This window comes from Streptomyces sp. P3, from assembly GCF_003032475.1.
Classification (GTDB): Bacteria; Actinomycetota; Actinomycetes; order Streptomycetales; family Streptomycetaceae; genus Streptomyces.
This window is the reverse complement of sequence record NZ_CP028369.1, coordinates 1,480,091-1,506,763: the sequence shown is the minus strand read 5'-3', so window position 1 is coordinate 1,506,763 and position 26,673 is coordinate 1,480,091. Positions and strand designations below refer to the sequence as shown.

21 protein-coding genes are annotated in these 26,673 nt (G+C 70.0%); 18 read left to right on the top strand and 3 right to left on the bottom strand.

Annotation, left to right across the window (positions count from 1 at the left end; translation table 11 throughout):
• The first annotated feature begins 16 nt into the window (after positions 1-16).
• The 8 genes from C6376_RS06765 to C6376_RS06730 all read left to right on the top strand — a co-directional run bounded on the left by C6376_RS06765 (position 17) and on the right by C6376_RS06730 (position 7,550).
• On the top strand, positions 17-766 hold the full coding sequence (locus C6376_RS06765; protein WP_254075852.1) for a VC0807 family protein: 750 nt from the start codon (positions 17-19) through the stop codon (positions 764-766).
• A 115-nt stretch (positions 767-881) separates the two neighbouring features.
• Positions 882-2,111, top strand: a complete 1,230-nt coding sequence (locus C6376_RS06760) for an MFS transporter (protein WP_107442588.1) — start codon at positions 882-884, stop codon at positions 2,109-2,111.
• Complete coding sequence (locus C6376_RS06755) at positions 2,062-3,234, top strand: acetoin utilization protein AcuC (RefSeq protein WP_107448809.1); 1,173 nt, start codon at positions 2,062-2,064, stop codon at positions 3,232-3,234. The genes C6376_RS06760 and C6376_RS06755 overlap by 50 nt, the downstream gene beginning before the upstream one ends.
• Before the next feature lie 380 nt (positions 3,235-3,614).
• The gene (locus tag C6376_RS06750; protein ID WP_107442587.1) at positions 3,615-4,430 is read left to right on the top strand and encodes a phosphatase; all 816 of its coding nucleotides are present in this window, start codon (positions 3,615-3,617) and stop codon (positions 4,428-4,430) included.
• Between the two features lie 134 nt (positions 4,431-4,564).
• Positions 4,565-4,777, top strand: a complete 213-nt coding sequence (locus C6376_RS06745; protein ID WP_004984898.1) for a helix-turn-helix domain-containing protein — start codon at positions 4,565-4,567, stop codon at positions 4,775-4,777.
• Between the two features lie 178 nt (positions 4,778-4,955).
• Complete coding sequence (locus C6376_RS06740) at positions 4,956-5,054, top strand: AURKAIP1/COX24 domain-containing protein (RefSeq protein ID WP_003948845.1); 99 nt, start codon at positions 4,956-4,958, stop codon at positions 5,052-5,054.
• Between the two features lie 310 nt (positions 5,055-5,364).
• A complete protein-coding gene (locus C6376_RS06735) occupies positions 5,365-6,456 on the top strand; it encodes an NAD-dependent epimerase/dehydratase family protein (RefSeq protein WP_107442586.1) in 1,092 nt (363 codons plus the stop codon).
• A gap of 14 nt (positions 6,457-6,470) precedes the next feature.
• Positions 6,471-7,550 (top strand): lysophospholipid acyltransferase family protein, encoded by a 1,080-nt coding sequence (locus C6376_RS06730; protein ID WP_107442585.1) that lies wholly within the window; start codon positions 6,471-6,473, stop codon positions 7,548-7,550.
• A 162-nt stretch (positions 7,551-7,712) separates the two neighbouring features.
• Here the strand turns inward: C6376_RS06730 and C6376_RS06725 are convergent, their stop codons facing one another.
• From C6376_RS06725 to C6376_RS06715, 3 genes are all read right to left on the bottom strand, one after another.
• The gene (locus C6376_RS06725) at positions 7,713-8,951 is read right to left on the bottom strand and encodes a DUF5667 domain-containing protein (RefSeq protein WP_107442584.1); all 1,239 of its coding nucleotides are present in this window, start codon (positions 8,949-8,951) and stop codon (positions 7,713-7,715) included.
• A 246-nt stretch (positions 8,952-9,197) separates the two neighbouring features.
• Positions 9,198-9,983 (bottom strand): ECF subfamily RNA polymerase sigma factor, BldN family, encoded by a 786-nt coding sequence (locus C6376_RS06720; protein WP_107442583.1) that lies wholly within the window; start codon positions 9,981-9,983, stop codon positions 9,198-9,200.
• A gap of 562 nt (positions 9,984-10,545) precedes the next feature.
• Positions 10,546-11,484, bottom strand: coding sequence for an HAD family phosphatase (locus C6376_RS06715; RefSeq protein ID WP_107442582.1), 939 nt, complete (start codon positions 11,482-11,484; stop codon positions 10,546-10,548).
• A 102-nt stretch (positions 11,485-11,586) separates the two neighbouring features.
• On the opposite strand from C6376_RS06715, the gene C6376_RS06710 reads away from it, so the two are divergent.
• From C6376_RS06710 to C6376_RS06665, 10 genes are all read left to right on the top strand, one after another.
• On the top strand, positions 11,587-11,859 hold the full coding sequence (locus C6376_RS06710; RefSeq protein ID WP_107442581.1) for a glutaredoxin family protein: 273 nt from the start codon (positions 11,587-11,589) through the stop codon (positions 11,857-11,859).
• 249 nt (positions 11,860-12,108) lie between these two features.
• Entirely contained in the window at positions 12,109-12,873 is a 765-nt protein-coding gene (locus C6376_RS06705) for a redox-sensing transcriptional repressor Rex (protein ID WP_107442580.1), read from the top strand.
• Positions 12,870-14,588: a glutamyl-tRNA reductase gene (locus tag C6376_RS06700; protein WP_107442579.1), complete on the top strand. Its 1,719-nt coding sequence runs from the start codon at positions 12,870-12,872 to the stop codon at positions 14,586-14,588. Before C6376_RS06705 ends, C6376_RS06700 begins: the two co-directional genes overlap by 4 nt.
• A 5-nt stretch (positions 14,589-14,593) precedes the next feature.
• A complete protein-coding gene (gene hemC, locus C6376_RS06695; protein WP_107442578.1) occupies positions 14,594-15,553 on the top strand; it encodes a hydroxymethylbilane synthase in 960 nt (319 codons plus the stop codon).
• Positions 15,550-17,256 carry a bifunctional uroporphyrinogen-III C-methyltransferase/uroporphyrinogen-III synthase gene (locus C6376_RS06690; RefSeq protein ID WP_107442577.1) on the top strand — a complete coding sequence of 569 codons (1,707 nt, stop codon included), beginning with the start codon at positions 15,550-15,552 and terminating at the stop codon, positions 17,254-17,256. Before hemC ends, C6376_RS06690 begins: the two co-directional genes overlap by 4 nt.
• 380 nt (positions 17,257-17,636) lie before the next feature.
• Positions 17,637-18,335 carry an Abi family protein gene (locus C6376_RS06685; protein WP_107442576.1) on the top strand — a complete coding sequence of 233 codons (699 nt, stop codon included), beginning with the start codon at positions 17,637-17,639 and terminating at the stop codon, positions 18,333-18,335.
• A 58-nt stretch (positions 18,336-18,393) separates the two neighbouring features.
• A complete protein-coding gene (locus C6376_RS06680; protein WP_107442575.1) occupies positions 18,394-20,580 on the top strand; it encodes an N-6 DNA methylase in 2,187 nt (728 codons plus the stop codon).
• Positions 20,581-20,684: 104 nt separating this feature from the next.
• Positions 20,685-22,286: a class I SAM-dependent DNA methyltransferase gene (locus tag C6376_RS06675; RefSeq protein WP_254075851.1), complete on the top strand. Its 1,602-nt coding sequence runs from the start codon at positions 20,685-20,687 to the stop codon at positions 22,284-22,286.
• Positions 22,286-23,440, top strand: coding sequence for a restriction endonuclease subunit S (locus C6376_RS06670; RefSeq protein ID WP_107442573.1), 1,155 nt, complete (start codon positions 22,286-22,288; stop codon positions 23,438-23,440). Before C6376_RS06675 ends, C6376_RS06670 begins: the two co-directional genes overlap by 1 nt.
• Entirely contained in the window at positions 23,437-26,673 is a 3,237-nt protein-coding gene (locus tag C6376_RS06665; protein WP_107442572.1) for a type I restriction endonuclease subunit R, read from the top strand. Before C6376_RS06670 ends, C6376_RS06665 begins: the two co-directional genes overlap by 4 nt.

Sequence of the window (26,673 nt, the reverse complement as noted above, 5' to 3'; positions counted from 1 at the left end):
CGGCGAAGCTGTGTGCATGACGACGAACCAGCACAAGAAGCAGAACGCCTTCGTCCCGCTCATCGTGGACGTGGCGGTGCCGCTCGGGTCGTACTACCTCTTCAAGGGCGCGTTCGGGATGAGCACCTTCGCCGCTCTCGCCTGGAGCAGCGTGGTGCCGGCCGCGCGGACGCTGTGGAGCGTTGCCAGGGAGCGGACGGTCAACGGCCTTGCCGGGCTGATCCTCGTCGTCAACGTCGTCGGACTGGTGCTCAGCTTCGTCGCCGGTGACCCGCGGCTGATGCTGGCCAAGGACAGCGGGGTCAGCAGCACGGTCGGGATCGGGATCCTGGTCTCCGTGATGCTGGGGAAGCCGATGATGACCGCGGGGCTCAAGCCGTTCCTCGTGAAGGGAAACGCCGTCCGGGACGCGGCGTGGGGCCGACTGGCGAGCGGGGCGTCGGTAGCGTCGGCGGACTTCCGGAGGCGGGAGCGGGCCTTCTCGGTCGTGTGGGGTGCGGTGCTGCTCGCCGAGTGCGTCGTGCGGGTCGTCGGGGCCTACACGGTGCCGGTGGACACGATGGTGTGGCTCGGCTCGGTCATCATGATCGTGGCGATCGTGCTGGGGATCGTGCTCGGCGGGGCGCTGGGGGCCGGGCCGATGGAGGCGATGGTGTCCTTCGAGGCGAAGGGCGGCGAGGCCGGTGTGACGGACGCCGAGGCGGGCGTCGGCGTGGCCGTCGAGGAGGTTCGGGCCGTGGCGATCGAGGTGGCCCTCGCCCGATAGGGCGGGCCGACCGGCGGCGGCGACGTGGCCGTACCCGGCAGTCCGAGAAAGCTGAAGAGAATTCATCTTTGGCTGGATCTACCCACGAGTACGCAGGGGCCCTACGCTCGCCGCCATGACAGATGTGCTGCGGCGCGGTAGGGCCTCTCTGGCGTTCAGCTTCTTCGCTCAGGGGGTCGCCTTCGCGCTGCTCGTGACGAGGATTCCGGCCATTCAGGACAGGTACGGGGTTTCTGACGCGTTGTTGCCCGCCTTCCTGGCCGCCGTCCCGATTCTCGCGGGCGTCGGCAGTGTGACGACCGAGCAGCTGGTGAAGCGGATACCGCCCAGCCGGCTGCTGCGCTGGTCCCAGCCCGTGGTGCTGCTGGCACTGCTCGGGGTCGGGGCGGGGCGGGGAATGGCCGAGCTGGGGGTCGCCCTGGCCGTGTTCGGGCTGGCCGTCGGTGCGCTGGACGCCTCGATGAACATGCTCGGGGTGAGTCTGCAGCGGACGTACGGGCGCAGCATCATGCTCAGTTTCCACGCGGCGTACAGCCTGGGCGGGATTCTGGGGGCCTCGCTCGCCTGGGCGGGGGCGCATTGGCATCTGACGCTGTGGGTCTCGTATCTGCCGGTGGTGGCGGTGCTGTTGCCGGCGGCGCTGCTGGGCAGCCGGTGGTATGTGGACGGGGGTACGGAGGCCGGCGGGGCGGCGGCGGACGACGGGAAGGCGGGCGGCGGCGAGGCGGGCCTCGTCTTCAAGATGCTGCTGCCGCTGTGCCTGGTGATGAGCTTCGCCTACATCGGCGATTCGACGGTCTCCAACTGGAGCGCGAAGTACCTCCAGGACGTGCTGGGGAGTTCGGAGCAGCTGGCGACGGTCCCCTACAACGTCTACATGGTGACCACGCTGCTGGGGCGGGCCATCGGGGACTTCGGGGTGCGGCGGTTCGGGGCCGCGGCGGTGGTGCGGCTGGGGGCGTTGGTCGCGGCGGCGGGGTTCGCGGTGGTGGCCGTCGCGCCGGGCGCGTGGGTCGGGATGCTGGGGTTCACGCTCGTGGGTCTGGGCCTGTGCGTGCTGGTGCCGCAGACGTTCGCGGCGGCGGGGCGGCTGTTCCCGGGGGCCTCGGACGCGGCGATCGCCCGTCTCAACATCTTCAACTACGTCGGGTTCCTGGTCGGGTCGCCGTTGGTGGGGGCGCTGGGCGACGTGTGGAGCTATCGGGGGGCGATGGTCGTGCCGATGGTGTTGGTGCTGGTGACGTTGGCGTACGCCCGTTCGTTCGCTGCTCAACCGGACCGATACGGTGACGGGCATGAGCGGCCGCGCACAGCTGATGTGGGACGAGGCAGTAACGGGCTATGACTTCGGGCCCGGGCATCCGATGAATCCGGTCCGGCTGGATCTGACCCGGAGACTGGTCGGGGCCCTGGGGCTGGACCGGGAGGTGGACGTCGTCTCGGCGAAGCCCGCCGGGGAGTCGACGTTGCGGCTCGTGCACCGGGAGGACTACGTCGACGCCGTGAAGGCGGCGTCGGCCGAGCCGGGGGCGGCGGACCAGTCGTACGGGCTGGGGACGATGGACGACCCGGCGTTCGCGGGGATGCACGAGGTGTCCGCGCTGATCGCCGGCCTGTCCGTGGGGGCGGCGGAGGCCGTGTGGCGGGGGGAGGCGCTGCACGCGGTGAACTTCGCGGGCGGGCTGCACCATGCGATGCCCGGGGGTGCGTCCGGGTTCTGCATCTACAACGACGCCTCGCTGGCGATCGCCCGGCTGCTGGAGCTCGGGGCGGAGCGGGTCGCGTACGTGGACGTGGACGTGCATCACGGGGACGGGGTCCAGGCGGCGTTCTGGGAGGATCCGCGGGTGCTGACGGTCTCCTTGCACGAGCATCCGCGGACGCTGTTCCCGCAGACGGGGTGGCCGGAGGAGACCGGTGGAGAGGCCGCGCCGGGGTCGGCGGTGAACGTCGCGCTGCCGGCCGGGACCGGGGACGCCGGGTGGTTGCGGGCGTTCCACGCGGTGGTGCCGGAGCTGATCGCCGACTTCCGGCCGGATGTATTGGTGACCCAGCACGGCGCCGACACGCACTTCGAGGACCCGCTGGCCCATCTCGCGGTGTCGCTCGACGCCCAGCGGGCGGTGCAGGTGGCCTGCCACGACCTGGCGCACGAGTACGCCGGGGGGAAGTGGATCGCGCTCGGCGGCGGCGGTTACGCGGTGGTGGACGTGGTGCCGCGGTCGTGGGCGCATCTGGTGGGGGTGGCGGGCGGTGTGCCGGTGGCGCCCGAGACGGTGATTCCGGAGGGGTGGCGGCAGGACGTCTTCGCTCGCACGCGGCAGTTGGGGCCGATGCGGATGACCGACGGGCGGTGGCCGGTGGGGTGGGCCGGGTGGGACGCGGGGTACGACCCCGCCGATCGGTTGGATCAGGCGGTGCTGGCTACTCGGCGGGCGGTGTTCCCGTTGCGGGGGCTCCTGGCGTAGGGGGGTGCGGTGGTGCCGGGCGGTCCTTTTTCGCCCCCGCCGCCCCTTCCCGTCCCGTCCGCAGGGCGCTGCCCCTGCCGCCCCGCCAAGGGGCTTCGCCCCCTGGACCCCCGTCGGCCTGGACGGCCTCGTCCTCAAACGCCGGACGGGCTGGAAGGTCGGACGGGGCGGAAGGCCGGGCGGGGTGGGTGGGTGTGCGGGGCGGAAGGTCGGACGGGGTGGGTGGGTGTGCGGGTTGGAAGGTCGGACGGTGTGGAAGGTCGGGCGGGGGTGGGTGTGCGGGTTGGAAGGTCGGGCGGGGTGGGTGGGGGTTACGCCGACTGTGCGGTTTTCTTGGGGTTTGTGTCCGGCGGGCGTTCTCGTCCGTCAGCATCGCTTCCGTGTCGAGTACCGGGGAGCTTCGGGCGCATCTGCTCCGCGCGCGGTTGGCCGGCGTGGTCGCGACCTCCCGCGAGGTGAGTCTGCGAAGCTATCGGCTCTTCGCCGCCCGGGATCCGCGCGTGCTGATCGGACTTGATCCCGAGGGCAGTTGGGGGCAGCGCGAGGTGATCGCGTTGATGGCGGACAAGTGTGGGGTTTCGGCCGATCCGGGATGCGTGTCGGGGCATGATGTGATCGATCCCGAGCGGACCCTGGCCGCTCTCGACGCGTTCGCGGAGCGGCTCGCCTCGGTCGCCCAGCGTGGCGCGGCCGTGCTGCTCGGCACCGGGCATCCGCATCGGCTGCTGGGTTTCTACGCCGGTCTTGCGGACGCTTTGCAGACGGCGGGATGTGATGTTCTCACCCCGGCGCAGGGTCGCTGTGTCGACATAACGACCCGGTTCGGTCTACGCCGCCACACCCTGGACTACGTACGAGGGGTGGCGGTCGTCCGGGCGGCGGAGGGTGAACGCGCCGGTTGTGCGACCGGTGCGCACAGTCATTCTCCGCTGCCGGTTCGGGTGGCGCTCGCCGCGGCGGCCGAGGCCGGCGGACCGTTGCCCGAGCTCGTGATCGGGGACCACGGATGGGTCTGCGGGGCTGGTCAGCTGGGGTTCGACGCGGTCGGGCCGGGCGACACCGACGACCCCGCGCTGTTCGTGGGAGAGGCCGAGGGGCTCGTCTCGGTGGCGGTTCCGCTTGATGACGCCGTGCGAGCCGATTACTACAGGCCGGTGACCCGCTACGTACTCAATCGAGCGTGTCTGTCACAGTAGGCCGCTGATGGGTGCACCTCTTCCCCACTCGCATCACCCGCCCCTACATTGGGGAGTGAGCACGCAGCGACGAAGAGTCACCGGAAGGGGAAGCCGGTGGCCGTCGAGTCGAGTGCGGAAGGTTCAGGTGTGTCATGGCTGCAGCTGGCGAGAGGCCTCTGAACGAGGTTCAGTTCCTGACCGTGGCGGAAGTCGCCTCGGTGATGCGAGTGTCGAAGATGACCGTGTACCGGCTGGTGCACAGTGGTCATCTGCCCGCGATCCGGGTGGGGCGGTCCTTCCGCGTCCCCGAGCAAGCGGTTCACGAGTACCTCCGCGAGAGCTACGTGGGGGTGGAAACCGCCTGACGGCCGGGGCCTGCCTGCCGGGCAGGCCCCCTCGGCGGGGGTCCGGCCGTCAGTGCCGTCCCGGGCCCTTCCGCCCTCGATTACGACCTCAGCGCTCAGGCGGGTAGGCTAGCCCCTCGTAGGTCGTATGGGCCCATGGCGCCCAGCACCGAGTGATGAGAAGTGAGCGAGGGTAGTCGTGGGCTCTGTTATCAAGAAGCGGCGCAAGCGGATGGCCAAGAAGAAGCACCGCAAGCTGCTCAAGCGCACGCGCGTTCAGCGTCGCAACAAGAAGTAGGCGCGAGAAGCAGGCACGTTCTGCTTCTCCGCGCGTCCTTCGCGCGACGCGAACCGCGTAGGCGTGGTGTGGCCCCCCATCGATCCGTCGGTGGGGGGCCACACGCATATCCGGGCGCGGTGCGGTCCGTTGAACGCCGTGCGCCCGCCTGGACCGGCATGATTGCGGTGTGGGTCGTACGACCGCCCGGATCTCGTCACTTCGCGCGTCGGGCAGTCATCACAGGGCAACACCGACCCGCTAAGTTGGCCCGCAGACGGGAACCCGGTGCGGCAGTCGGCGGTTCCAGGACGGAAGGAAGGCGCGGATCTTGGGAAAGGTCGTGCTTGTTACCGGAGTGGCCCGTCAGCTGGGGGGCCGCTTCGTACGGCGGATCCAGCGAGACCCCCAGGTCGACCGGGTGGTCGCCGTGGACGTCGTGCGGCCCGAGCATCATCTCGGGGGCGCCGAGTTCATCCAGGCCGACATCCGGCAGCCCACCATCGCGCGGGTGCTGGCCGAGACCGGCGCCGACACGGTCGTCCATCTGGACGTGACGGCGACCGCGCTGGGCAGCGGCAGCCGGACCACGGTCAAGGAGACCAACGTCATCGGGACGATGCAGCTGCTCGGCGCGTGTCAGAAGTCGCCGAACGTGAAGCGGCTCGTCGTGAAGTCCAGCACCAACGTGTACGGGTCCGCGTCCCGGGACCCGGCCGTGTTCACCGAGACCACGCCCGCCAAGGCGCTGCCCAGCGGTGGTTTCGCCAAGGACACCGTCGAGGTGGAGGGGTATGTCCGCGGGTTCGCCCGGCGGCGACCGGACGTCGCCGTGTGCGTGCTGAGGTTCGCCAACATCCTCGGGCCCACCGCCGAGACGCCGCTCGCCTCGTACTTCGCGCTGCCCGTGCTGCCCACCGTGTTCGGCTACGACCCCCGGCTGCAGTTCGTGCACGAGGACGACGTGATCCAGGTGCTGCGGATCGCCTCGCACGAGCCGGAGCGGGGCACGCTGAACAGCGGCACCTTCAACATCGCCGGGGACGGGGTGCTGTTGCTGTCGCAGTGCTCGCGGCGGCTCGGGCGGCCCACGGTGCCGCTGCTGCTGCCGGCCGTCACCTGGGCGGGTTCTTTGGTGCGTACGCTGGGAATGACGGACTTCTCGCCGGAGCAGATCCGGCTGCTCACCCACGGCCGGGTCGTGTCGACGGTCCAGATGCGCGAGACGCTGGGGTTCGTGCCCCGGTACACGACGGCCGAGACCTTCGAGGACTTCGCACGCACCCACGGACCCGGTCTGCTGCCGCCGGAGGCCGTCGCCGGGGCGGTCGACCGGATCGCCGCACTGCCGCTGCCGGGCGGCACCCGTGGCACGGCCCCGGACCGGTCCCCGGTCACCCCCCCGACGCAGAGCGCCAACTGAGGAGCGCATCAACGATGGCGGACGCCAAGGTCATTCCGTTCGACGACGACCGGTCCCGGGGGAGCGCCGTGGCGCGGCCGTCCCGGCGACGGGGCGCGGGGAGCCGTCGCAAGGACGGCGAGCCCGCGCAGGTCCTGGAACTCGGCGAGGTCGGTGAGAACGGCCCGGTCGGCGGGGTCCAGCCCCTGCACACCGGGGCGCCTGGGCTGGATGATGTTCCTGTGACGGGTGAGGAACGGCCTTACGAGGCCGGGGGCGGGTTGGAGCGGCGGATCGCGGGCGGGTTGTCCTTCCTGCGCCGACGGCTCACGGGCGATTACGAGGTCGACGACTTCGGCTACGACGAGGAGCTGACCGACCAGGTCCTGATGTCCCTGCTGCGGCCGCTGTACGAGAAGTACTTCCGGGTCGAGGTGAAGGGCGTCGAGAACATCCCGGCGGAGGGCGGGGCGCTGATCGTCGCCAACCACTCGGGGACGCTGCCGCTGGACGGCCTGATGATGCAGGTCGCCGTCCACGACCAGCACCCGGCGGGCCGTCATCTGCGGCTGCTCGCCGCCGATCTCGTCTTCGTGCTGCCGGTCGTCAACGAGCTGGCGCGCAAGCTCGGGCACACCCTCGCCTGCGCGGAGGACGCCGAGCGGCTGCTCGGCCAGGGCGAGCTCGTCGGGGTGATGCCGGAGGGTTTCAAGGGCATCGGGAAGCCGTTCAACGAGCGGTACAAGCTTCAGCGGTTCGGCCGGGGCGGTTTCGTCTCGACGGCTCTGCGCAAGGGCGTGCCGATCATCCCCTGCTCGATCGTCGGGGCCGAGGAGATCTACCCGATGATCGGCAACGCCAAGACGCTGGCCCGGGTGCTGGGCATCCCGTACTTCCCGCTCACGCCGACGTTTCCGTGGCTGGGCCCGTTGGGAGCGATCCCGCTGCCGACGAAGTGGACGATCCAGTTCGGCGAGCCGATCCGGACGGACGGTTATCCGCCGGAGGCGGCGGAGGATCCGATGCTGATGTTCAACCTCACGGATCAGGTACGTGAACAGATCCAGCACACGCTGTACAAGCTGTTGGTGCAGCGGCGGTCGGTGTTCTTCTAGTCGGTGTTCTTCTGAGCGGTGTTCTTCCGGTCGCTCGCCGGCTGTTTCGTCACTGGTGTCGTCGCCCGTTCCACGGTCTGTCCCGTGGGCCGTCCGGCGCAGGCACGGCGATGGGGGCGCCCCTTCCGAGAAGGGGCGCCCCCATCGCCGTGTGCGGTGGTGCTACTCCGCGTCCTCGCCGTCGATGCCCAGGCCCGGGAGGAGGCCCGGGAGGAGGGGCGGGAGGGTGACGTCGGGCCGGGTGAGGGGCGGGTTGGTGGTCGGTGCGGGGCCGCCGGTGTCCTTCGGGGGGTCGAGGAGGCCGCCGGTGCTGCCACCGAGGAGGCCGTCGCCGCCCGTCCCGGAGGTGGCGGACCTGCTGGGGCTGCCGGTGTCTCCCCCGGTGCCGTCGGACGTGTTCTTGCCGCCGCCCGGTGCGGCACCGCGGTGGCCGGTGTCCGAGGAGCTGCCTGTGGACGCCGACCCGGTGCCCTGGCGGGTGTCACGGCCGCCAGGTGCGGGGGGCCGCGGGAGCATCGACTGCAGGGGGGCGACCTCGTCGTCTATGGCGTCGAAGACCGACGACACCTGTTGACTGACGTCCCCGAGCTGGACCGGGAGCCGCTCGCGCAGTGCGCCCCACGCCTCGCGGTGCGAGCGGGAGAACGCATCGAGGGCCTGGATGGGGCCCAGCGAGTCGGGGTTGTGCGCGTACGCCTCGTGGAGGAGGCGATGGCCTTCCGACGCGTCGTGCTGCATGCCGTTCAGGGCGCGCCGGATCTCGCCGAGGGACTCGTGGTCGAGGTCGCCGCTGCGGCCCCGTTCCATGAGCCTGCGGGCCTCGCCGAGGCGGGTGGAGGCCTGGTCGAGGTAGGTGCGACCGCGTTCGTCGTCACCGTCGGCCAGGTAGTTGAGTTTGAAGTCCTCGATCCCGCGCTTCAGCCCGTACAGCCCGTCGCCGGGCAGGGCGTCGGAGCTCGCGGCGGCGACCCCGCCGAAGGCTCCCGCCGCGACGCCGACGCTGAGGCCGCCCGCGGTGAGGCCCCTGGCGAGGCGGGAACGCGGCCGGAACTTGCCCAACGGGCCGGCCCGGTGGGCACCCTTGCCCCGGTGGGACCGCTGTTCGGGGACCGACAGGTCCGCCGCCTCGCCTCCCGCGGTGCCAGCCTGCAGCATTGCCTCCATCGCTGCGACCAACTGGGCCCGCTGGACGACCTTGACCTCGGGATCGAGTTCGGGCTTGGGCAGCTCGGCGAGACTCGTGGCGAGGGCCAGCAGCTGGCCCTGCCCGGTCTGGTCCGCAGCGGCCGACGCCGGCGGTGATCCTTCGGTCTGCTCGGCCGCCGTGCCCTGGGCGGACTGCTCGTCCAGGGCCTGGGCGAAGGCGTTCGCCCGCCGGTGCGCCGATACGTTCGCGATCACGGGCGGCACCTCCTCTCGTCATGACGGTCGACTCCCTTGGGGTACTGAGGGTTGCACGCCCTGTACCGGTTGCACCCGATCGAGTGATCGGGGCCGGCCAGGACGTGACCACAGGGAGCCTGTATCCCGCACAACGACTGGCGCGGCACTTGGGTTACGGACTGCGGATGATCGGATCGGGAAGGCAACGGACTTTCGCTGAACGTGAGTTGGGGAACGCCGACAGTGGGCTGCGGGCGGGGGCGGTCAGCGGGCGTCTTCCGGCAGCAGCCGGGCGAGGGTGCGGACGGCCCGGTACTGGAGGGTCTTGATGGCGCCCTCGTTCTTGCCCATCACCCGAGCGGTCTCGGCGACGGAAAGGCCCTGCAGGAACCGGAGCGTCACACACTCCTGCTGCTGGGGGTTGAGCCGGCGCACCGCGTCCAGCAGTGCGGCGTTGGACAGGGACTCCAGGACGGAGTCCTCGGGAGAACGCGCGACCTCGTTGGCGTCGAGCATCTCGCCGGTGGTCACCTCGAGCCGGAAGCGGCTCGACTTGAAGTGGTCGGCGACGAGGTTGCGGGCGATGGTGACGAGCCAGGCGCCGAAGTCGCGGCCCTGCCAGGTGAACGTCCCGATGCGGCGCAGGGCGCGCAGGAACGTCTCGCTGGTGAGGTCCTCGGCGGTCGCCTTGCCGCCCACCCGGTAGTAGATGTAGCGGTACACGGTGTCGCTGTACTGGTCGTACAACCGCCCGAAGGCGTCGGCCTCGCCGGCCTGAGCTCGTTCGACGAGGTCCATCATCCGGGCGCTGTCGCTGTCGGCGGCCGGTCGGCGGGTGGCGGTGGTCGCGCCGCTGGTCGAGCGCCCTCTTCTGCCGACCGCGGCGCTCCCTTCCGCCAGTGCGTAGCAGGGGCCCGCCGGAGCGGCGGTGGCGAAGGCGGGGCCGGCGTACGCGGTGGGGACGAAGCCGCGCAACAGGTCCTGGACCGTAGCGACCGTTGCGCGCAGCGTAGCCAGGCCCGAGGTGTCAACCCCGACGTGTGGGTACACGGGACTCCCAGAGGCAGAGCTTCCATCACGTGCAGTGCGGAACCTTTCACCCGTCGTGGCGACGGGAGGGGTACCGGATTGCGTCTGAGGAGAATAACGCTTCGTACAGGGCCTGCTACGCCGAGTTGCTCAAATCATCGATTACGTCGCTTCTGTGGCCTATTGGCGCTCGATCAAGCGATGCAGACTGAGCGATTGTTGATCGAAATGGTTCGAGTTTCGGGTCGGTCCAGGGCGAGTTGTGGCGGTGTGCGGACAACGGGACTGGACACGGGGTTACGCGGGTACGGCCGTCGGATTGACCGGGTTTGCTCGTGGGTGTGGGGTGTTGTCGTCGGTGTGACGGACGTGAGCGGGGTGTCCGACACGGACGGAGCGACGGTCGCGGGCGGGGCGACGGTCGGGGGGCGGGGCGGCGGTCGGGGTGCGAGGCCACGGACGCGGTCGGGGTGCCGGCGCGGGGCGGTGGGGCGCAAGACGGAGCGGCCGGGCGGTGTCGCACCGCCCGGCCGCTCGGCCCTGTCCTTGTTCCCGCGCGCCTCGTCCCCGCGCGCGGGTCAGCTCATCGCCGGCGCCGGTGCAGGGCGATCGCCGCCGCCGTGCCGCCGGCCACCGCGCCGACGCCCGCCGCCGCCGGGATGCCGACCTTTGCCGCCTTGCGGCCCGTTCGGTAGTCGCGCAGCCGCCAGTCCAGGCTGTGGGCGTGCTTTCGCAGCTTGGCGTCCGGGTTGATGGCGTAGGGGTGGCCGACCAGGGAGAGCATCGGGATGTCGTTGTGGGAGTCGCTGTACGCGGCGCAGCGCGAGAGGTCCAGGTTCTCCGCCGCCGCCAGCGCACGCACCGCCTCCGCCTTGGCGGGCCCGTGCAGGGGCTCGCCCACCAGCTTGCCGGTGTAGACGCCGTCGACCGACTCCGCGACCGTGCCCAGTGCGCCGGTGAGGCCGAGCCGGCGGGCGATCACCTGGGCGATCTCCACCGGGGCGGCTGTGACCAACCACACCTTCTGGCCGGCGTCCAGGTGGGCCTGGGCCAGGGCGCGGGTGCCCGGCCAGATGCGCTCGGCCATGTACTCGTCGTAGATCTCCTCGCCGATCGACATCAGCTCGGAGACGCGGTGGCCCTGGACGATCGACAGAGCCGAGTCGCGGGCCTCCTGCATGTGCTCGGGATCCTCGACGCCGGCCAGCCGGAACCACGCCTGCTGCCAGGCGAAGCGGACCAGGTCGCGGGTCTCGAAGAACTTCCGTTTGTACAGGCCGCGGCCGAAGTGGAAGAGCGCGGCGCCCTGCATCACGGTGTTGTCGAGGTCGAAGAAGGCGGCGGCCATCGCGTCGCCGTGCACCGGGAACTGCGGTTCCCGGTCCGAGGTTTCCAGGGCGTCCTGGGAGTCCAGGGCTTCCTGGGTGGACTTGCGGGCTGCCTCGGCCGAGGCCTCGCCTGCCAACACGCTCCGCGCCGTGGCGGAACGCCTACGGGGAGTGAGCCATCCTAGAGCGGCCATGGCGTGAGCATAGCCAGTCTGTTCGGCGGTTCCGGATCGGTCCGGTCGCCAGTGTGTGAACACTCGCGGCCGTCCCGTCGCCGAAAGCGCGACAATGGCGCCATGACTCCCCTCTTCCGACGCAGGGCCGACGCGCACGAGCGGTCGGTCACTCTCATCCGCAAGGCGGGCTGCCATCTGTGCGACGACGCGGAGCAGGTGGTCGCGCGGGTCTGCGGGGAACTCGGCGTGCCCTGGGAGCAGAAGGACATCGCCGACGACCGTGAGCTGTACGAGCAGTACTGGGAGCAGATTCCGGTCGTCCTGGTGGACGGCAGGCAGCACACCTTCTGGCGGGTGGACGAGGGGCGGCTCCGCAAGGAGCTGGCCGGATGAGAACTGACCGAGCAGTACAAGGACCTGCCGGCGTCGCTTAGGATCGATGGCGCTTTGGTCTCGGGGGCGGGATTCACGAGGAGAGTGACGGTTTTGCCCCCTGTAATGACGCGCGTGACCCCGGTCACGTTGGCCGGGCAAATCGGACACCATCTTTGTGCACGCGTTCACAAAGACATAGCCTGCTGTCGACGGGGCGGTCTGGGAACATGTGACCGCCTGCAGCCCCGCTCTACCCGCAGGAGCACCGTGGCAACTGGCCGAACTCACCGACCGGCGACCCGTAGCCGAGGGATTCCCGAGGCCACCGTCGCCCGGCTTCCGCTGTACCTCCGCGCGCTGACCGCACTGTCGGAGCGCTCGGTGCCCACGGTCTCCTCCGAGGAGCTCGCGGCCGCCGCGGGCGTCAACTCCGCGAAGCTGCGCAAGGACTTCTCCTACCTGGGCTCCTACGGAACGCGCGGTGTCGGCTACGACGTCGAGTACCTCGTCTACCAGATCTCGCGCGAGCTGGGCCTCACCCAGGACTGGCCGGTCGTCATCGTCGGCATCGGAAACCTCGGCGCGGCGCTCGCCAACTACGGCGGGTTCGCCTCGCGCGGGTTCCGGGTCGCGGCGCTCATCGACGCCGATCCCGCGATGGCCGGGAAGCAGGTCGCCGGGATCGCCGTGCAGCACAGCGACGGCCTGGAGAAGATCATCTCCGAGAACGGCGTCTCCATCGGCGTCATCACGACCCCGCCGGGCGTCGCCCAGCAGGTCTGCGACCGGCTCGTGGCCGCCGGCATCACCTCCATCCTGAACTTCGCGCCGACCGTGCTGGCAGTGCCCGACGGCGTCGACGTGCGCAAGGTCGACCTCTCCATCGAGCTGCAGATCCTCGCCTTCCACGAGCAGCGCAAGGCCGTCGAGGAGGCCGCGGCGAGCGACGCCGCCGCCCCCGCGCCGGTCAGCCACGACGCCTCCACCGACCAGGGACCCGACGGGGACGTGCCCGCCGTGATGCCGGCATGAGCCTCCTCGTCGTCGGACTGAGCCACCGCAGCGCCCCGGTGAGCGTGCTGGAGCGCGCCTCGCTGTCCACGGACGCCCAGTTCAAGCTGCTCCAGGACACGGTCGCCGCCGAACCGGCCACCGAGGCCGCCGTCCTCGCCACGTGCAACCGGATCGAGCTGTACGCCGACGTGGACAAGTTCCACGCCGGCGTCGCCGAGCTCTCCACGCTGCTCGCCCAGCACAGCGGCGTCGGCCTCGAGGAGCTCACTCCTTATCTCTACGTGCACTACGAGGACCGCGCCGTCCACCACTTCTTCTCGGTGGCCTGCGGGCTGGACTCCATGGTCGTCGGAGAGGGGCAGATCCTCGGGCAGATCAAGGACTCGCTGGCCCGGGCGCAGGAGCTGCACACCGCCGGACGGCTGCTCAACGACCTGTTCCAGCAGGCCCTCAGGGTCGGCAAGCGCGCGCACTCCGAGACCGGCATCGACCGCGCCGGGCAGTCCCTGGTCACCTTCGGCCTGGAGCAGCTGGCCCTGGGCGAGGACGTGACCGGGTGGGCGCGGGGCAAGCGGGCCCTCGTCATCGGCGCGGGTTCCATGTCGTCGCTGGCCGCCGCCACACTCGCGCGGGCCGGGGTCGCCGAGGTCGTGGTCGCCAACCGCACCCTCGACCGGGCCGAGCGGCTCGCCCAGATACTGGCGGAGGCCGGCGGCACGCACGTGTCGGCCCGCGCGGTACCGATGGAATCGGTGCCGGCCGAGCTGACACGTGCCGACGTGGCCGTCTCCTGCACCGGCGCGACGGGCCTGGTCCTGACGGCGGAAGCGGTCGCCGCCGCCGTCGAGGGCCGTACCGGCACGCCCGCCGCCTTCGACGAGGAGAGCGCGGCCGCGGACGTACGGCCGCTGCCGTCCACCGCGGCCGGCGCCGACGAGAACTGCCCGCTCGACCTGGGCGCGGTGCAGCAGTCCGCCGTGCAGCAGTCCGGCTTCTCCGTGCTGGGGGAGGCCGCCGTCGCCGGCATGGACGCGGCCACGCTGGAGCAGCACGCCGCCTGGGTCGACAACGCGACCGTGGACCGCCGGCTCGCCGCCCGCCGCAGCCCCGAGACCGACGCCGAACTGATCGCCGCGCTCGCCGCGACCGCCGCCGCCGTCGGCCGCATCCCCGAGCGCCGCAGGCCCGAGCCGGTCGCCGCGCCGGCGCGGCCGCAGCCCGTCCTCTTCCTGCTCGACCTCGCGATGCCGCGGGACGTCGACGCGGTCGCGCACCGCCTCGCCGGAGTGCGGCTGGTCGACATCGAGTCGCTCGCCGAGGCCTCCGCCGACGCGCCGATGGCCGCCGACGTGGACCAGGTGCGGCGGATCGTCGCCGACGAGGTCGCCGCCTTCGGCGCCGCACAGCGGGCCGCGCACATCACCCCGACCGTGGTCGCGCTGCGCGCCATGGCCGCCGACGTCGTGGCCGGCGAGATCGCCCGGCTCGACGGGCGGCTGCCCGGCCTGGACGACAAGCACCGGGCGGAGATCACGCAGACCGTGAAGCGTGTCGTCGACAAACTGCTGCACGCGCCGACGGTACGGGTCAAGCAGCTCGCGGCCGAGCCCGGCGGCGCCGGGTACGCCGACGCGCTGCGGACCCTGTTCGACCTCGACCAGGAGACGGTGGCCGCCGTGTCCCGGGCCGAGGACAGCACCGAGAAGAACGCACAGAACCGAGGGCCGGCATGAGCGGCATGAGTACGAAGGCACTGAGACTGGGGACCAGGCGCAGCAAACTCGCCATGGCCCAGTCCGGGCAGGTCGCGGACGCCGTGAGCCGGGTGACCGGACGGCCCGTGGAACTCGTCGAGATCACCACCTACGGCGACGTCTCCCGAGAGCACCTGGCGCAGATCGGCGGCACGGGCGTCTTCGTGACCGCGCTGCGCGACGCGCTGGCGAGGGGTGAGGTCGACTTCGCGGTTCACTCGCTGAAGGACCTCCCCACCACGCAGCCCGAGGACCTGGTCCTGGCCGCCGTGCCGGTGCGCGAGGATCCCCGTGACGTGATCGTCGCCCGGGACGCGCTGAAGTTCACCGACCTGCCGCGCGGGGCGCGCATCGGCACCGGCTCGCCCCGTCGCACGGCCCAGCTGAACGCGTACGCACGCGCCCACGGGCTGGACATCGAGACGGTTGCGATACGCGGGAACGTCGACACCCGGATCCGGTACGTGCACGACGGCGAGCTGGACGCGGTGGTGCTGGCCGCGGCCGGTCTGAGCCGCATCGGCCGCATCGACGAGGTCACCGACTTCCTGTCGATAGACACGGTTCTGCCCGCTCCCGGCCAGGGAGCACTGGCGATCGAATGCGTCGCGGACGACGCAGCGCTGATCGCCTCGCTCGGCGAACTCGACGACCCCTTCACCCGGGTCGCCGTCACTGCCGAAAGGTCCCTGCTCGCCGCCCTGGAGGCCGGCTGCAGCGCCCCTGTGGGCGCGCTGGCCGACCTGCTGGCCGACGGGCAGATTGTCAAGGAGATGCGCCTGCGTGGCGTCGTCGGCACCACCGACGGCGCTCGCACGGTGCAGCTGTCCACCACCGGTCCCGTGCCCGAGACGCACGACGGGGCAATGGCGCTCGGTCGGGAACTCGCCGCCGAGATGCTCGCCCAGGGCGCGGCCGGTCTGATGGGGGAGCGAGCACAGTGAGCCCCACCGCCCTTCCAGCCGCCGGTCCTGAACACGGGCACGTCACCTTCCTGGGTGCCGGACCCGGGGATCCGGGGCTACTTACTCTGCGCGCCGTCGAGGCGCTGGCGCACGCGGACGTCCTCGTCGCCGAGCACGAGGTGCTCGACGTCGTGCGGACGCACGCCAGGCCGGGTGTCGCCGTCGTGCACGCGGACGTGGGTCCTTCGCCGGACCCGCTCGCGCTCACGGGCGCACCCCGCCCGACGATCGTTGACGGCACGTCAACAACCGCTGAGGCACCCGCTGTGCGCGATGCCGCACATCTTGTCATGGAGGCCGCGCGGGGCGGCAGGCGGGTCGTCCGTGCGGTGTCCGGGGACCCGGGACTGGATACGTACGCGGCGGAGGAAATGCTCGCGTGCGCGGCCGCCGGCGTTCCCTTCGAGGTGGTCCCCGGCATCGCGGCCGCCGTCGGCGTGCCCGCGTACGCCGGTGTGCCGCTGCGCGACGCGCAGGGCGCGGACGTCCGGTTCGTGGACGCGCGCACGGCCTCGGACCGCTGCTGGACCGAGGTCGGCGCCTCCGACGGCACGGTCGTCGTGTCGACGACCCTCGACTCCGTGGCCTCGGCCGCGGGCGAGCTGGTGTCGGCGGGCCGCAAGCCCGACACCCCGATGACGGTCACCGTGGCCGGCACCACGACCCGGCAGCGGACGTGGTCGGCGACGCTGGGCACGATCGCCCAGACGCTGAAGCAGGCGAAGGTACTGCCCTCCCCGGAGGGCGGCCGGCCGGTGATAGTGGTGGTCGGCGAGCGTTCCGCCCCCGCCCAGCGCCACCAGCTGTCGTGGTTCGAGTCCAAGCCGCTGTTCGGCTGGAAGGTCCTCGTGCCGCGTACGAAGGAGCAGGCGGTGTCGCTCTCCGACCAGCTGCGGTCGTACGGGGCCGTGCCGCACGAGGTGCCGACGATCGCCGTCGAGCCGCCGCGCACGCCCCAGCAGATGGAGCGCGCCGTCAAGGGCCTGGTGACCGGCCGTTACGAGTGGATCGCGTTCACTTCCGTCAACGCCGTCAAGGCGGTGCGGGAGAAGTTCGAGGAGTACGGGCTCGACGCGCGTGCCTTCGCGGGCATCAAGGTGGCCGCGGTCGGGGAGCAGACGGCGAAGGCGCTCATCGCCTTCGGCGTGAAGCCGGACCTGGTGCCGAGCGGCGAGCAGTCGGCCGCCGGGCTCCTCGAGGACTGGCCGCCCTACGACCCGGTCTTCGACCCGATCGACCGGGTGTTCCTGCCGCGCGCCGACATCGCCACCGAGACCCTGGTGGCCGGGCTCATCGAGCTGGGCTGGGAGGTCGACGACGTCACCGCCTACCGGACCGTGCGGGCCTCTCCGCCGCCGGCGGAGACACGCGAGGCGATCAAGGGCGGCGGTTTCGACGCCGTGCTCTTCACGTCGTCGTCCACCGTGCGCAACCTGGTGGGTATCGCGGGCAAGCCGCACAACGTCACCGTCATCGCGTGCATCGGCCCGGCGACCGCCAAGACGGCCGAGGAGCACGGGCTGAGGGTCGACGTGATGGCTCCCGAGCCGTCGGTGCACAAGCTCGCCGAGGCGCTGGCCGACTTCGGCCTGCGCCGGCGCGCGGCGGCCCAGGAGGCCGGCGACCCGGTCAGCCGCCCGAGCGAGCGGCGGCCGGGGGCGCGCAGGCGGCGGGCCACGTAGCTGCTTGCGCCGTTCGCTGTCCAGACAGGCCGTGCGCCCTGCCTCTCCGCGCTGGAGAGGCAGGGCGCACGTGTTTTCACTGGTGTACTTGAACGCCAGCTCCTTCTGAGAAGGGTGCTTCTCACAAGTAGGTATCTGTAAAACGTTGACCTGGGATCCCGCGACTACTACTGTGATTAGTGGGGGCCGGTCGATGCGATGCGGACTCCGAGCCGCCCTGCCTCAGAGGCAGCTGTGCCCCCGAGTCCGCCTGAACTGGGCGGGCGGACTCGGGGGCCACAACCAAGCACTGCCAAGGGCTGTATGCGATGCAGTGACAGTGATCCAAGGCTTACTCGACAGACCCTACCACGGGCGGGTCACGGGCGAAAGGACGCGTGATGACGCTGAGTGATCGTGGGGCGAACGAGGACGACGGGTTAATCGCGGCCATCTCTCAGGAGCGGTTCCAGCCGTTCCTGCACAAGTGCGGAGGTGACCGTAGGCGCGCACTGCGGCTGTACGCCTGGGACTCGGAGGTGGCCCGCGCTCTGCAGAGCCCCCTGCGCGACCTTGAGGTGAGCCTGCGCAACCGGCTCCACCGTCAGCTCGTGGGCAAGCACGGTCAAGAGGCGTGGTGGGACGTTCCGAAGGCTCGGCCCAACCACAAGGGGCTGGACATGCTGGACGGGGCGCGCGAGACCTTGGAGGGCAGGCGACCGTACCGCCCGTTCGGTCCGTGCGACATCGTCGCGCAGCTTTCCTTCGGGTTCTGGGTCAGCCTGCTCGGGCGTGGTGGCCGTGACAACTACGAGATGAAGTACTGGAACTCTTCACTCCGTCATGTGTTCCTGGAGCACCGCGGTGGTCGGGACGACCTGTACACCAAGTTCCAGTTCATGCTCACGCTGCGGAACCGCATCGCGCACCATGAGTCCGTCTTCCAGCGGCATCTGCAGCGGGACCTGGAGACCGCGCTGACGTTGATGCGGCACGTCTCACCGGAGATGGCCGACCGGCACGAGAAGTACGGCCAGGTGCCTGACGTGCTGGCGCGCAGGAACGCGGTGCTCTCCGGCGAGGAGCCGATGCGGCTGTGAGCTCGTGACGCCGGCGGCGGTTGCCGGAAAGGACGATCGAGAACGAGTGGGAGCGGAGATGGCGGCGCAGGTAACCGGCGTGGCGGACGGGTCGGCACTGGTCTCCCTCGGGGAGATCAAGGAGCTCGCCGAGGTCGGCCGGCCTACGGTCAGCAACTGGCGACGCCGGTTCGCCAAGGACGTCCTGGAAGCGGGCCGTGACCGGCGCGCGCCGTTCCCCGATCCCGTGGCGGGCAGCGACAGCAGGCCTCTCTTCGACGCCGAGGAGGTGGCGTCCTGGCTGGACCTGCGCCCGATCCCGGACGCGGAGCCGGACGAGGACGACACCGTCCCGACCTACGGCGACCGGTTCCGGCGAGGACTGCGACTGCGCGGGCTGGTCGCGCTGCGCCACGAACTGGGCTCCGCGAACCGGCTCATCGTCGACGCGCTCGCGGTGTGTGCCATGGCGGGTGAGGGCGGCGACTGGTACCGGGAAGCTCTCCCCGAACAACTGGTGGAAGACGCGGAGAACGCCGATCCCCGTGTGGCCCGTGCCGTCCGCGAGCTCATCGAGGAACTCGGCTCGCCCGGCGTCGCCGCCGACACCGTGCTAGGACTGGCCGAGCGGCTGGAATCGGACCTGACGACGGACACGACACCGCCGACGCTCGCCGGGCTGATCAGCCGCCTGGTCGGCCCGTCCGGGGTGCTGACCGCGGGCCCCGGCCAGCCGTCGGTGATCAACCTGTGTGCGGGGACCGGTGAGCTGCTGTTCGTCCGGGACGACATCGGCGGCCGCGGTGACATCGTGGCGGTGGAGTCCGACCCCTTGCGCGCCAAGCTGCTGCTGTACCGGCTGTTCGCCCACTACTGCACCGCCGTGGACGTATGCGCCCGCCCAGGGGACCTGGACACCCTGCGGCCGTGGGAGCAGCGGGAGTTCGACCTCGATCCGGACCGCCCCTGGGGCATGCCGTCCGCGGATCTGGTCCTCGCCGATCCCCCCTACGCCTCCGGTGAGCGGGAGTCCGACGAGGACGGGCCGCTCGGCTGGGCGCTGGAGGCCGTACGGCGGCTGAAGCCGGGCGGACGGGGCTATGTCGTCGTGCCGTCGTGGACGCTGAGCCGGCCTCGCGTCACGGCGCCGACGCCGAGTATGCGGATGCGGGAGCAGTTGCTGAGCGGTGGTGCGGTGTCCGCTGTCGTCCAACTGCCGCGCCGCATCCACCCGTTCCGTACGGGCGCGGAGCACGCACTGCTGGTACTGCGTGGCGTGGCGTCGCAGGAGGAATCCTCGCAGGAGGAACCGGGCGACGTGCTGCTGGTCGACGCCGACCGCATCGCCCGTCGGGTCGGCGGGGAGTGGGTCGGGTACGTGGCCGAGGTACTGGTCGCAGGGCGCTCACCGGTGGACGAGGAGGCCGGGTTCTTTCCCGTGTGGGACACGGGGCCGCGAGCGGCATCCCTCCTGGACGGCCGCTCGGTCCTGCCCGCGCATCGGCTCGCCGCGAAGGAGCAGGGCCTGGACCACTTCTCGGCGACCCTGGACGCCCGCCGAGAGGCCGCCGTCGCACTGCCCCGGCTCAAGGACTGGATAGGCGATCTCGGCGTCGCCAGACGGCAGCCGGACGCAAGGTTGGCGCACCGCAAAGTCGGGGAGCACCTGAAGGGCGGCCAGCTCAGGTTGCTGGCCGGTCACCGGATCCGCGAGGCGGACATCGGGGACGCCGGACTGCCGGTCGTCGGCCGGGAGGAGATGCTCGGCGCGCTGCCGTTCGGCAAGAGGCGGATCGCGCTGGAGGACCTGGCGCAGTATCCGCAGGCGGTGGTCACCGAGCGCGGCGATGTCTTCCTGCTGACCGAGCACGGCATCCGTACACACGTCGACGATGCGGGCGGATGCGTTCTGCTGGCACCGGTTCAGGGGCTGCGGATCGCCGCGTACCGTCCGTTCCTGGCGGGAGAGGCCCGCTCCGAGGAGCTGTGGATGCGCCCCCAGCCGCTGGCTCAGCTGCTCGCCGCCCCGCGCAACCAGCAGCGCAGCAGCGGCTCCCTGGTGCGGAGGGTGAGCGTGCGGGACATGGACGTGCCGGAGCTGCCGCCCGAGGAGGTCGCCGAACTGGAGAGCATCCTGAGCGAGACGGACCGGCAGCGAGCGCAGGTCAGGCGCCAACTGCAGGCGCTGGACAACCTGGCCCTGCGGCTGGCGGCCGGGGTCGCCGACGGGGATGTCGCGCTGCGGCGCAGAACCGGCGGTACCTGAGCATCGGCGGGGGCGACGGGCGACACACGTCCGTTCCTCCGCCGTCACGGCGTACGACGAGAACACGCGAACGAGAAGGAAACGAGGCACTGGTGCCGCCACGCATGAAGAAGACGACCGAGCCCCCGGCCATGAAAAAGGTGCTGTGGGCGTCGGCTGACAAGCTGCGCGGCAGCCTGGACGCCGCCGAGTACAAGCACTTCGTGCTGGGCCTGGTCTTCCTTAAGTACGTCTCCGCCGCCATGGCCGAGAAGAGGGCGCAGCTGGAGGCCGAGCTGCGGGAGGAGGGCGGTTGGAGCGAGGCCGATCTCCTCGCCACGCTTGAGGAGCGCCGCGAGTACACCGGCTCCGGGATCTTCTACGTGCCGCCCACCGCGCGCTGGGAGAGCGTCCTGGAGCGGGCGAAGGGCACGGTCGAGGGCCAGAGCGTCGGCGAGACCATCGACGCGGCGATGCGCGCCATCGAGAAGTTCAACCCGTCACTGAACCGGACCCTGCCGAAGATCTACAACAGCGGACGCGTCGACAGTGAGCGCCTGGCCGGCCTGGTGAAGCTGCTGGACCGGCTGGTCTTCCAGGAGCAGCTCGGCGAGGACGGCAAACGCCGGGGCGCGCGCGACATCATGGGCGAGGTCTACGAGTACTTCCTCGCGGAGTTCGCCCTCAAGGAGGGCCGCAAGGGCGGCGAGTACTTCACCCCGGAGAGTGTGGTGAAGCTGCTCGTCGAGGTTTTGGAACCGAAGCAGGGCGAGCGGGTGTACGACCCAGCGTGCGGTTCGGGCGGCATGTTCGTCCAGGCGGAGAAGTTCATCGAGACCCATGGCGGCAACCCGCTGAACGTCGGCGTCTACGGCCAGGAACTCAACCAGACCACCTGGCAGCTGGCCCACATGAACCTCGCCATCCACGGCGTCGAGGCCAAGCTGGGCGACGAGCCCGCCGATACGTTCCGCAACGACCAGCATCCGGAGCTGAAGGCGGACGTGGTCATGGCCAACCCGCCCTTCAACATCTCCGACTGGGGCGGCGAGTTGCTCGGCATGGACAAGCGGTGGGTGTACGGCACCCCGCCCGTCGGCAACGCGAACTACGCCTGGCTCCAGCACATGATCAGCAAGCTGGCGCCGGGCGGACGCGCGGGCGTCGTCCTTGCCAACGGCTCGATGAGCAGCAAGCAGTCCGGCGAGGGTGACATCCGGCGCGCGATGGTCGAGGACGACCTGGTCGCCTGCATGATCGCCCTGCCGGGCCAGCTGTTCCGGTCCACACAGATCCCGGCCTGCCTGTGGTTCCTCGCGGAGGGCAAGGGACGGCACTCGGGGTGGGCACCGGAGCGCAAGGGCGAGGTGCTGTTCATCGACGCGCGTGAGTTCGGGGAGATGGAGAACCGGACGCTGCGGGTGCTGACGGAGGAGGAGATCGTCGGGCGCATCGGTGACACGGTTCGGGCGTGGCGAGGGGTGGAGAGCGGCCGGCCTTACGAGGACGTGCCGGGCTTCTGCGTGAGCGCTCCGCTGGGGGCCATCGCCGAGCACGACTTCGTGCTGACGCCGGGGCGGTATGTCGGATCGGCTGAAGTCGAGGTCGATCCGGATGCGGAGCCGGTCGAGGAGAAGATCGCCCGGCTGACGGCGCTGCTGCGGGAGCAGTTCGCTGAGTCGGAGCGGTTGGCGAAGGTTGTGGACGAGCAGTTGGGGAGGGTGTGATGGGGGAGTGGCGCAAGGTGAGGCTTGGTGAAGTTACCAGAAGTTTTGACTTTCGACGCGCTCCGGTAAAAGCGCAGGATCGAGTCTCTGGTCCTTACCCCTACTACGGGGCATCAGGAGTCGTTGACCATGTAGACAACTACCTCTTCGACGGCGAGTACCTACTCGTGGCAGAGGATGGGGAGAATCTGCGCACCAGGAAAACGCCAATCGCCTTTATGGCGTCGGGAAAATTTTGGGTGAACAATCATGCTCATGTTCTGCAGGGGGATGAGACGGTAGATAGCCGTTTCCTGAGTTACCTCCTGGCGAATATGGACATTTCGGGATATCTCTCTGGTTCAACTCAACCGAAATTGACGCAGGCGGCTCTTAATTCCATCCAACTCGTCGTGCCAGACCGGCGGACTCAAGATGCGGCGACCGACCTCCTGCGTGCCCTGGATGGCAAGATTGCACTCAATGAGCAGCTTGCGGATACGGTCTTGGAATTGGCGGGCTCTATTTACGAGCGTGAATCCGTCGAGCCCGATGGTTGGGTCGAGGTCGCGTTGAGTGAGACCGCGAAGTGGCTTTCCGGGGGTACTCCCAAGACCAGCGAGCCCAGTTACTGGGGAGGAGACATTCCCTGGATTTCTGCGGCCAGTCTCAAGACGCCTTGGCTCTACGAGTCCGAGCGGTGCGTGACCAGCGTGGGTGCGCGGAACGGAACACGGCTGGTGCCGAAGGGGACTGTTCTTTTTGTGGTCCGTGGGATGAGTTTGACTTCGGAGTTCAGGGTCGGAGTCGCGCAGCGAGAAGTCGCGTTCGGGCAGGACTGTAAGGCGCTCATCCCTCATCCGGACATCGACCCGGCCTCGCTCTTTTTGGCGATCAAGGCGCAGACGGCCAACATCCTGGCAATGGTCGATCTCGCTGGACACGGCACAGGGCGCCTGGTCACCGAGCGGGTCGCGAGTCTTCGCGTGCGCCTTCCGCAGGGCCGGTCGGCAATCGAGTTCGCTGCACGCGTGGGAGCGTTGCTCGACCGTGCTGTTGCCGCGACACACGAGAACCGCACCCTCGCCGAACTCCGGGACACCCTTCTTCCCCAGCTCCTCTCCGGGAAGCTCCGGGTGCGAGACGCCGTTCGTGCCGTTGAGGAGGTCGTATGACCGCAGCCGCCGATCATGTGCCTGGTGAGCCGCCGATGGACCGGCTCACCGAGGCCGAGTTGGAGTTGCACGCGCTCGACATACTTGCCGAGTACGGGTGGCAGCACATCCCTGGGCCGGAATTGGGGCCTGCGCACGGGGTGCGGGCCGACTGGGACGACCTGGTCCTGCGGCCCCGCCTGCTCAAGGCGATCCGCAACCGTCACCCACGCCTGCCCGAGCATGTCGCTGACGACGCCGCCAACGAGTTGTTGCGCTGGCACACCCGGAACGACCTTCGTGAGAACCACCGGTTCTACGAACGGCTCACGGACGGCGTCAGCGTGCCCTACGACGACCCCGTCACCGGTGAGCAGCGGCACGCCCGCATCCGTCCCGTCGACTTCACCGACCCCCACGGCAACGATCTCGTCGCCGCCTCCCAGGTGCGGGTGCGCAGTACGAAGAACCGGACCTTCGTCTTCGACATCGTGCTGTACGTCAACGGTCTGCCCCTCGCCGTCATCGAGCTGAAGAAGGCCGACAGCAACGACAGCGCCCGCACGGCCTACGACCAGGTCCAGGGCTACCGGCGCGAGCTGAAGGACACCGGCACCTTCGCCACACTCCTTCTCGCTCTCGTCTCCGACGGGCTCACCGCCCGCCTGGGCACTCCCTTCACGCCCTGGCAGCACATGGCCCCCTGGCACGCCGACGAGAACGACGTCTTGCTCCGCAAGGACGAGCGGCAGGACGGGCGTGCCCTGGAGCGGATGCTGTACGGGGCCTTCGAGCCTGTCCGTTTCCTCGACCTCGTCGCCAATTTCCTTTCCTACTCGGCCCCGGAATCCGGTGCGGTCGACACGGTCAAGCTCGCCAAGGCGCATCAGTACATCGCCGTCAACGCGGCCGTGCGCGCGACGGAGTCCGCCGTTGCCACCGACGGCCGGGCCGGTGTCGTCTGGCACACCCAGGGCGCCGGCAAGAGCGAGGAGATGCTGTTCTACGTCGGCAAGGCGGCGCGGACGCCTGAGCTGTCCAACCCGACCTTCGTCCTCCTCACCGACCGCATCGACCTCGACACCCAGCTCTACGACACCTTCGCCGCCAGCCGCACCCTGGAGAAGATCACCGGCCCTCCGGAGAGAGCCGACGGCACAGGGCAGCTACGCCGACTGCTTCAGCGGCCGGAAGCCAACGGCAGCGTCATCTTCACGACGCTGCAGAAGTTCCGCCTCACCCACGAGGAGAAGGACGCGGGTGTCCGGCACCCGCTCATCTCCCCGCGTCGTGACGTGATCGTCGTCGTCGACGAGGCGCACCGCAGCCACTACGACTTCATCGACGGCTACGCCCGCAACCTCCGCGACGCGCTGCCGAACGCCACGTTCATCGCGTTCACCGGCACCCCCATCGAGAACGGCGTCGGCAGCACCCGGGGCGTCTTCGGCGAGAACATCCACACCTACGACCTCACCCAGGCCGTCGACGACGAAGCGACCGTTCCCGTCTACTACGAGCCGCATCTCGTCCGCGTCGACCTCCCGGCCGATGTCGACCTCGACGACCTCGACGCTCGCGCGGAAGGGCTGATAGAGGGGCTGTCGGAGGAGGAGCAGCGCAAGGCCCGTCGGCAGTTCGGGGAGTACGAGAGCCTGATCGGCGCCCGGCCGCGCATCGAGGAGCTGGCCGGAACGATTCTCCAACACTGGGACGCGCGCCGCTCGGAGATGATCAAACTCACCGGTCATCCTGGCAAGGGCATGGTGGTCTGCGCGTCACGGGTCATCGCCGCGCGTCTCTTCGAGGCGATCATCCGGCGTCGTCCCGAGTGGGCGGGGGTAAAGGACCCTGAGTCTCACCTCCTCACCGACGACACCGGTCGCATCCGGGTCGTGTTCACCGGCAATGCCGCGAGGGACCTTCCGGAGGTCGCCGACTACGTCCGCACACCGACCCAGCTGAAGAACATCCAGAAGCGGGTCACCGACGCGGACGACGTGCTGGAACTCGTCATCGTCCAGTCCCTCTGGCTGACCGGTTTCGACGCCCCGCCCCTGCACACCCTCTACCTGGACAAGCGCATGCGTGGCGCGGCCCTGATGCAGGCCATCGCCCGGGTCAACCGCACCTGGCCGGGCAAGCCGTCGGGTCTGGTCGTCGATTTCCAGGGCGTTATCCGGGAGATCAAGGAGGCCCTGGCCGAGTACTCCGAGCGGGACCAGGAGAACCCCATGCTCGGCGCGGATCTCCGTCAGGCAGTCCAACTCGTGCGCGAGAACCATCAGCGCATCGACGAACTCCTGTACGGCTGCCCCTGGCGCGAGATCCGCGACGCGGGCGGCCCGAGCGCCTACCGGGAGGCGCTGACGGAGGTTCTGGAGTTCCTGATCGCTCCCGAGCGCGAGCTGGAGCCCGAGAAGGCCACTCGCAGGCAGCGGTTCATGTACCACGCCAACCTGTTGCAGCAGGCCTTCTCCCTCTGCCCCACCGACGAGCGGGTGCAGGACCTGCTTCCCGACATCCGCTTCTTCGAGGCCGTGCGCACCTCGCGCGAGAAGTACGCCATGGACGAGAAGGAGGAGCAGGGGCTGGCCACGGCCGCCGACGTACGCCTCCTCATCGCTCAGCTCAACGAGTCCGTCGTCGCCGCCGAGGGCGTGGTGGACATCTACGACGCGGCCGGCCTCACCAAGCCCGACCTGTCCCACCTGGACGACCGGGTGCTGAACGACCTGAAGGCGAGCAGGCACCCCAACCTCGCCATCGCGGCACTCCGGCGCGCGCTGGTGAAGGAGATCAAGGACGCCCACCCGAACAACCTCACCCGGCAGGAGACCTTCACCAAGAAGATGAAGGCCGCCATGAACCGGTACACCAACGGCCTGCTGACCGCGGCCGAGTTCATGGAGTTCCTGGTCAACCTGGCCCGTGAGGTGTCCGCCGACCGCGGCCGGGCGATGAAGCTCGGACTGACAGAGGACGAACTCGCCTTCTACGACGCGCTCGCCGCCGATCCGTCGGCGGTGGAGGAGATGGAGGACACCCTCCTTGCGAAGATCGCGCACGAGCTGTACGAGCAGATACGGAAGGACGTCACGGTCGACTGGAAGGTGAAGGAGCAGGCCCGGGACAAGATCATGGCCCGGGTGCTTCGCCTGCTGCGCAAGCACGGCTACCCGCCGGACAAGCAGCCCGCGGCGATCGAGCGCGTCCTGAAGCAGGCGGAAGAGATGGCGGAGAGCCTCGCCTGA

Coding starts and splice junctions, on each gene's coding strand:
- C6376_RS06765 (WP_254075852.1), top strand. CDS start 17: ATGACGACGAACCAGCACAAGAAGCAGAACGCCTTCGTCCCGCTCATC.
- C6376_RS06755 (WP_107448809.1), top strand. CDS start 2,062: ATGAGCGGCCGCGCACAGCTGATGTGGGACGAGGCAGTAACGGGCTAT.
- C6376_RS06685 (WP_107442576.1), top strand. CDS start 17,637: ATGACGCTGAGTGATCGTGGGGCGAACGAGGACGACGGGTTAATCGCG.
- C6376_RS06730 (WP_107442585.1), top strand. CDS start 6,471: ATGGCGGACGCCAAGGTCATTCCGTTCGACGACGACCGGTCCCGGGGG.
- C6376_RS06700 (WP_107442579.1), top strand. CDS start 12,870: ATGAGCCTCCTCGTCGTCGGACTGAGCCACCGCAGCGCCCCGGTGAGC.
- C6376_RS06760 (WP_107442588.1), top strand. CDS start 882: ATGACAGATGTGCTGCGGCGCGGTAGGGCCTCTCTGGCGTTCAGCTTC.
- C6376_RS06670 (WP_107442573.1), top strand. CDS start 22,286: ATGGGGGAGTGGCGCAAGGTGAGGCTTGGTGAAGTTACCAGAAGTTTT.
- C6376_RS06680 (WP_107442575.1), top strand. CDS start 18,394: ATGGCGGCGCAGGTAACCGGCGTGGCGGACGGGTCGGCACTGGTCTCC.
- C6376_RS06675 (WP_254075851.1), top strand. CDS start 20,685: ATGAAGAAGACGACCGAGCCCCCGGCCATGAAAAAGGTGCTGTGGGCG.
- C6376_RS06745 (WP_004984898.1), top strand. CDS start 4,565: ATGGCTGCAGCTGGCGAGAGGCCTCTGAACGAGGTTCAGTTCCTGACC.
- C6376_RS06710 (WP_107442581.1), top strand. CDS start 11,587: ATGACTCCCCTCTTCCGACGCAGGGCCGACGCGCACGAGCGGTCGGTC.
- hemC (WP_107442578.1), top strand. CDS start 14,594: ATGAGTACGAAGGCACTGAGACTGGGGACCAGGCGCAGCAAACTCGCC.
- C6376_RS06715 (WP_107442582.1), bottom strand. CDS start 11,484: ATGGCCGCTCTAGGATGGCTCACTCCCCGTAGGCGTTCCGCCACGGCG.
- C6376_RS06665 (WP_107442572.1), top strand. CDS start 23,437: ATGACCGCAGCCGCCGATCATGTGCCTGGTGAGCCGCCGATGGACCGG.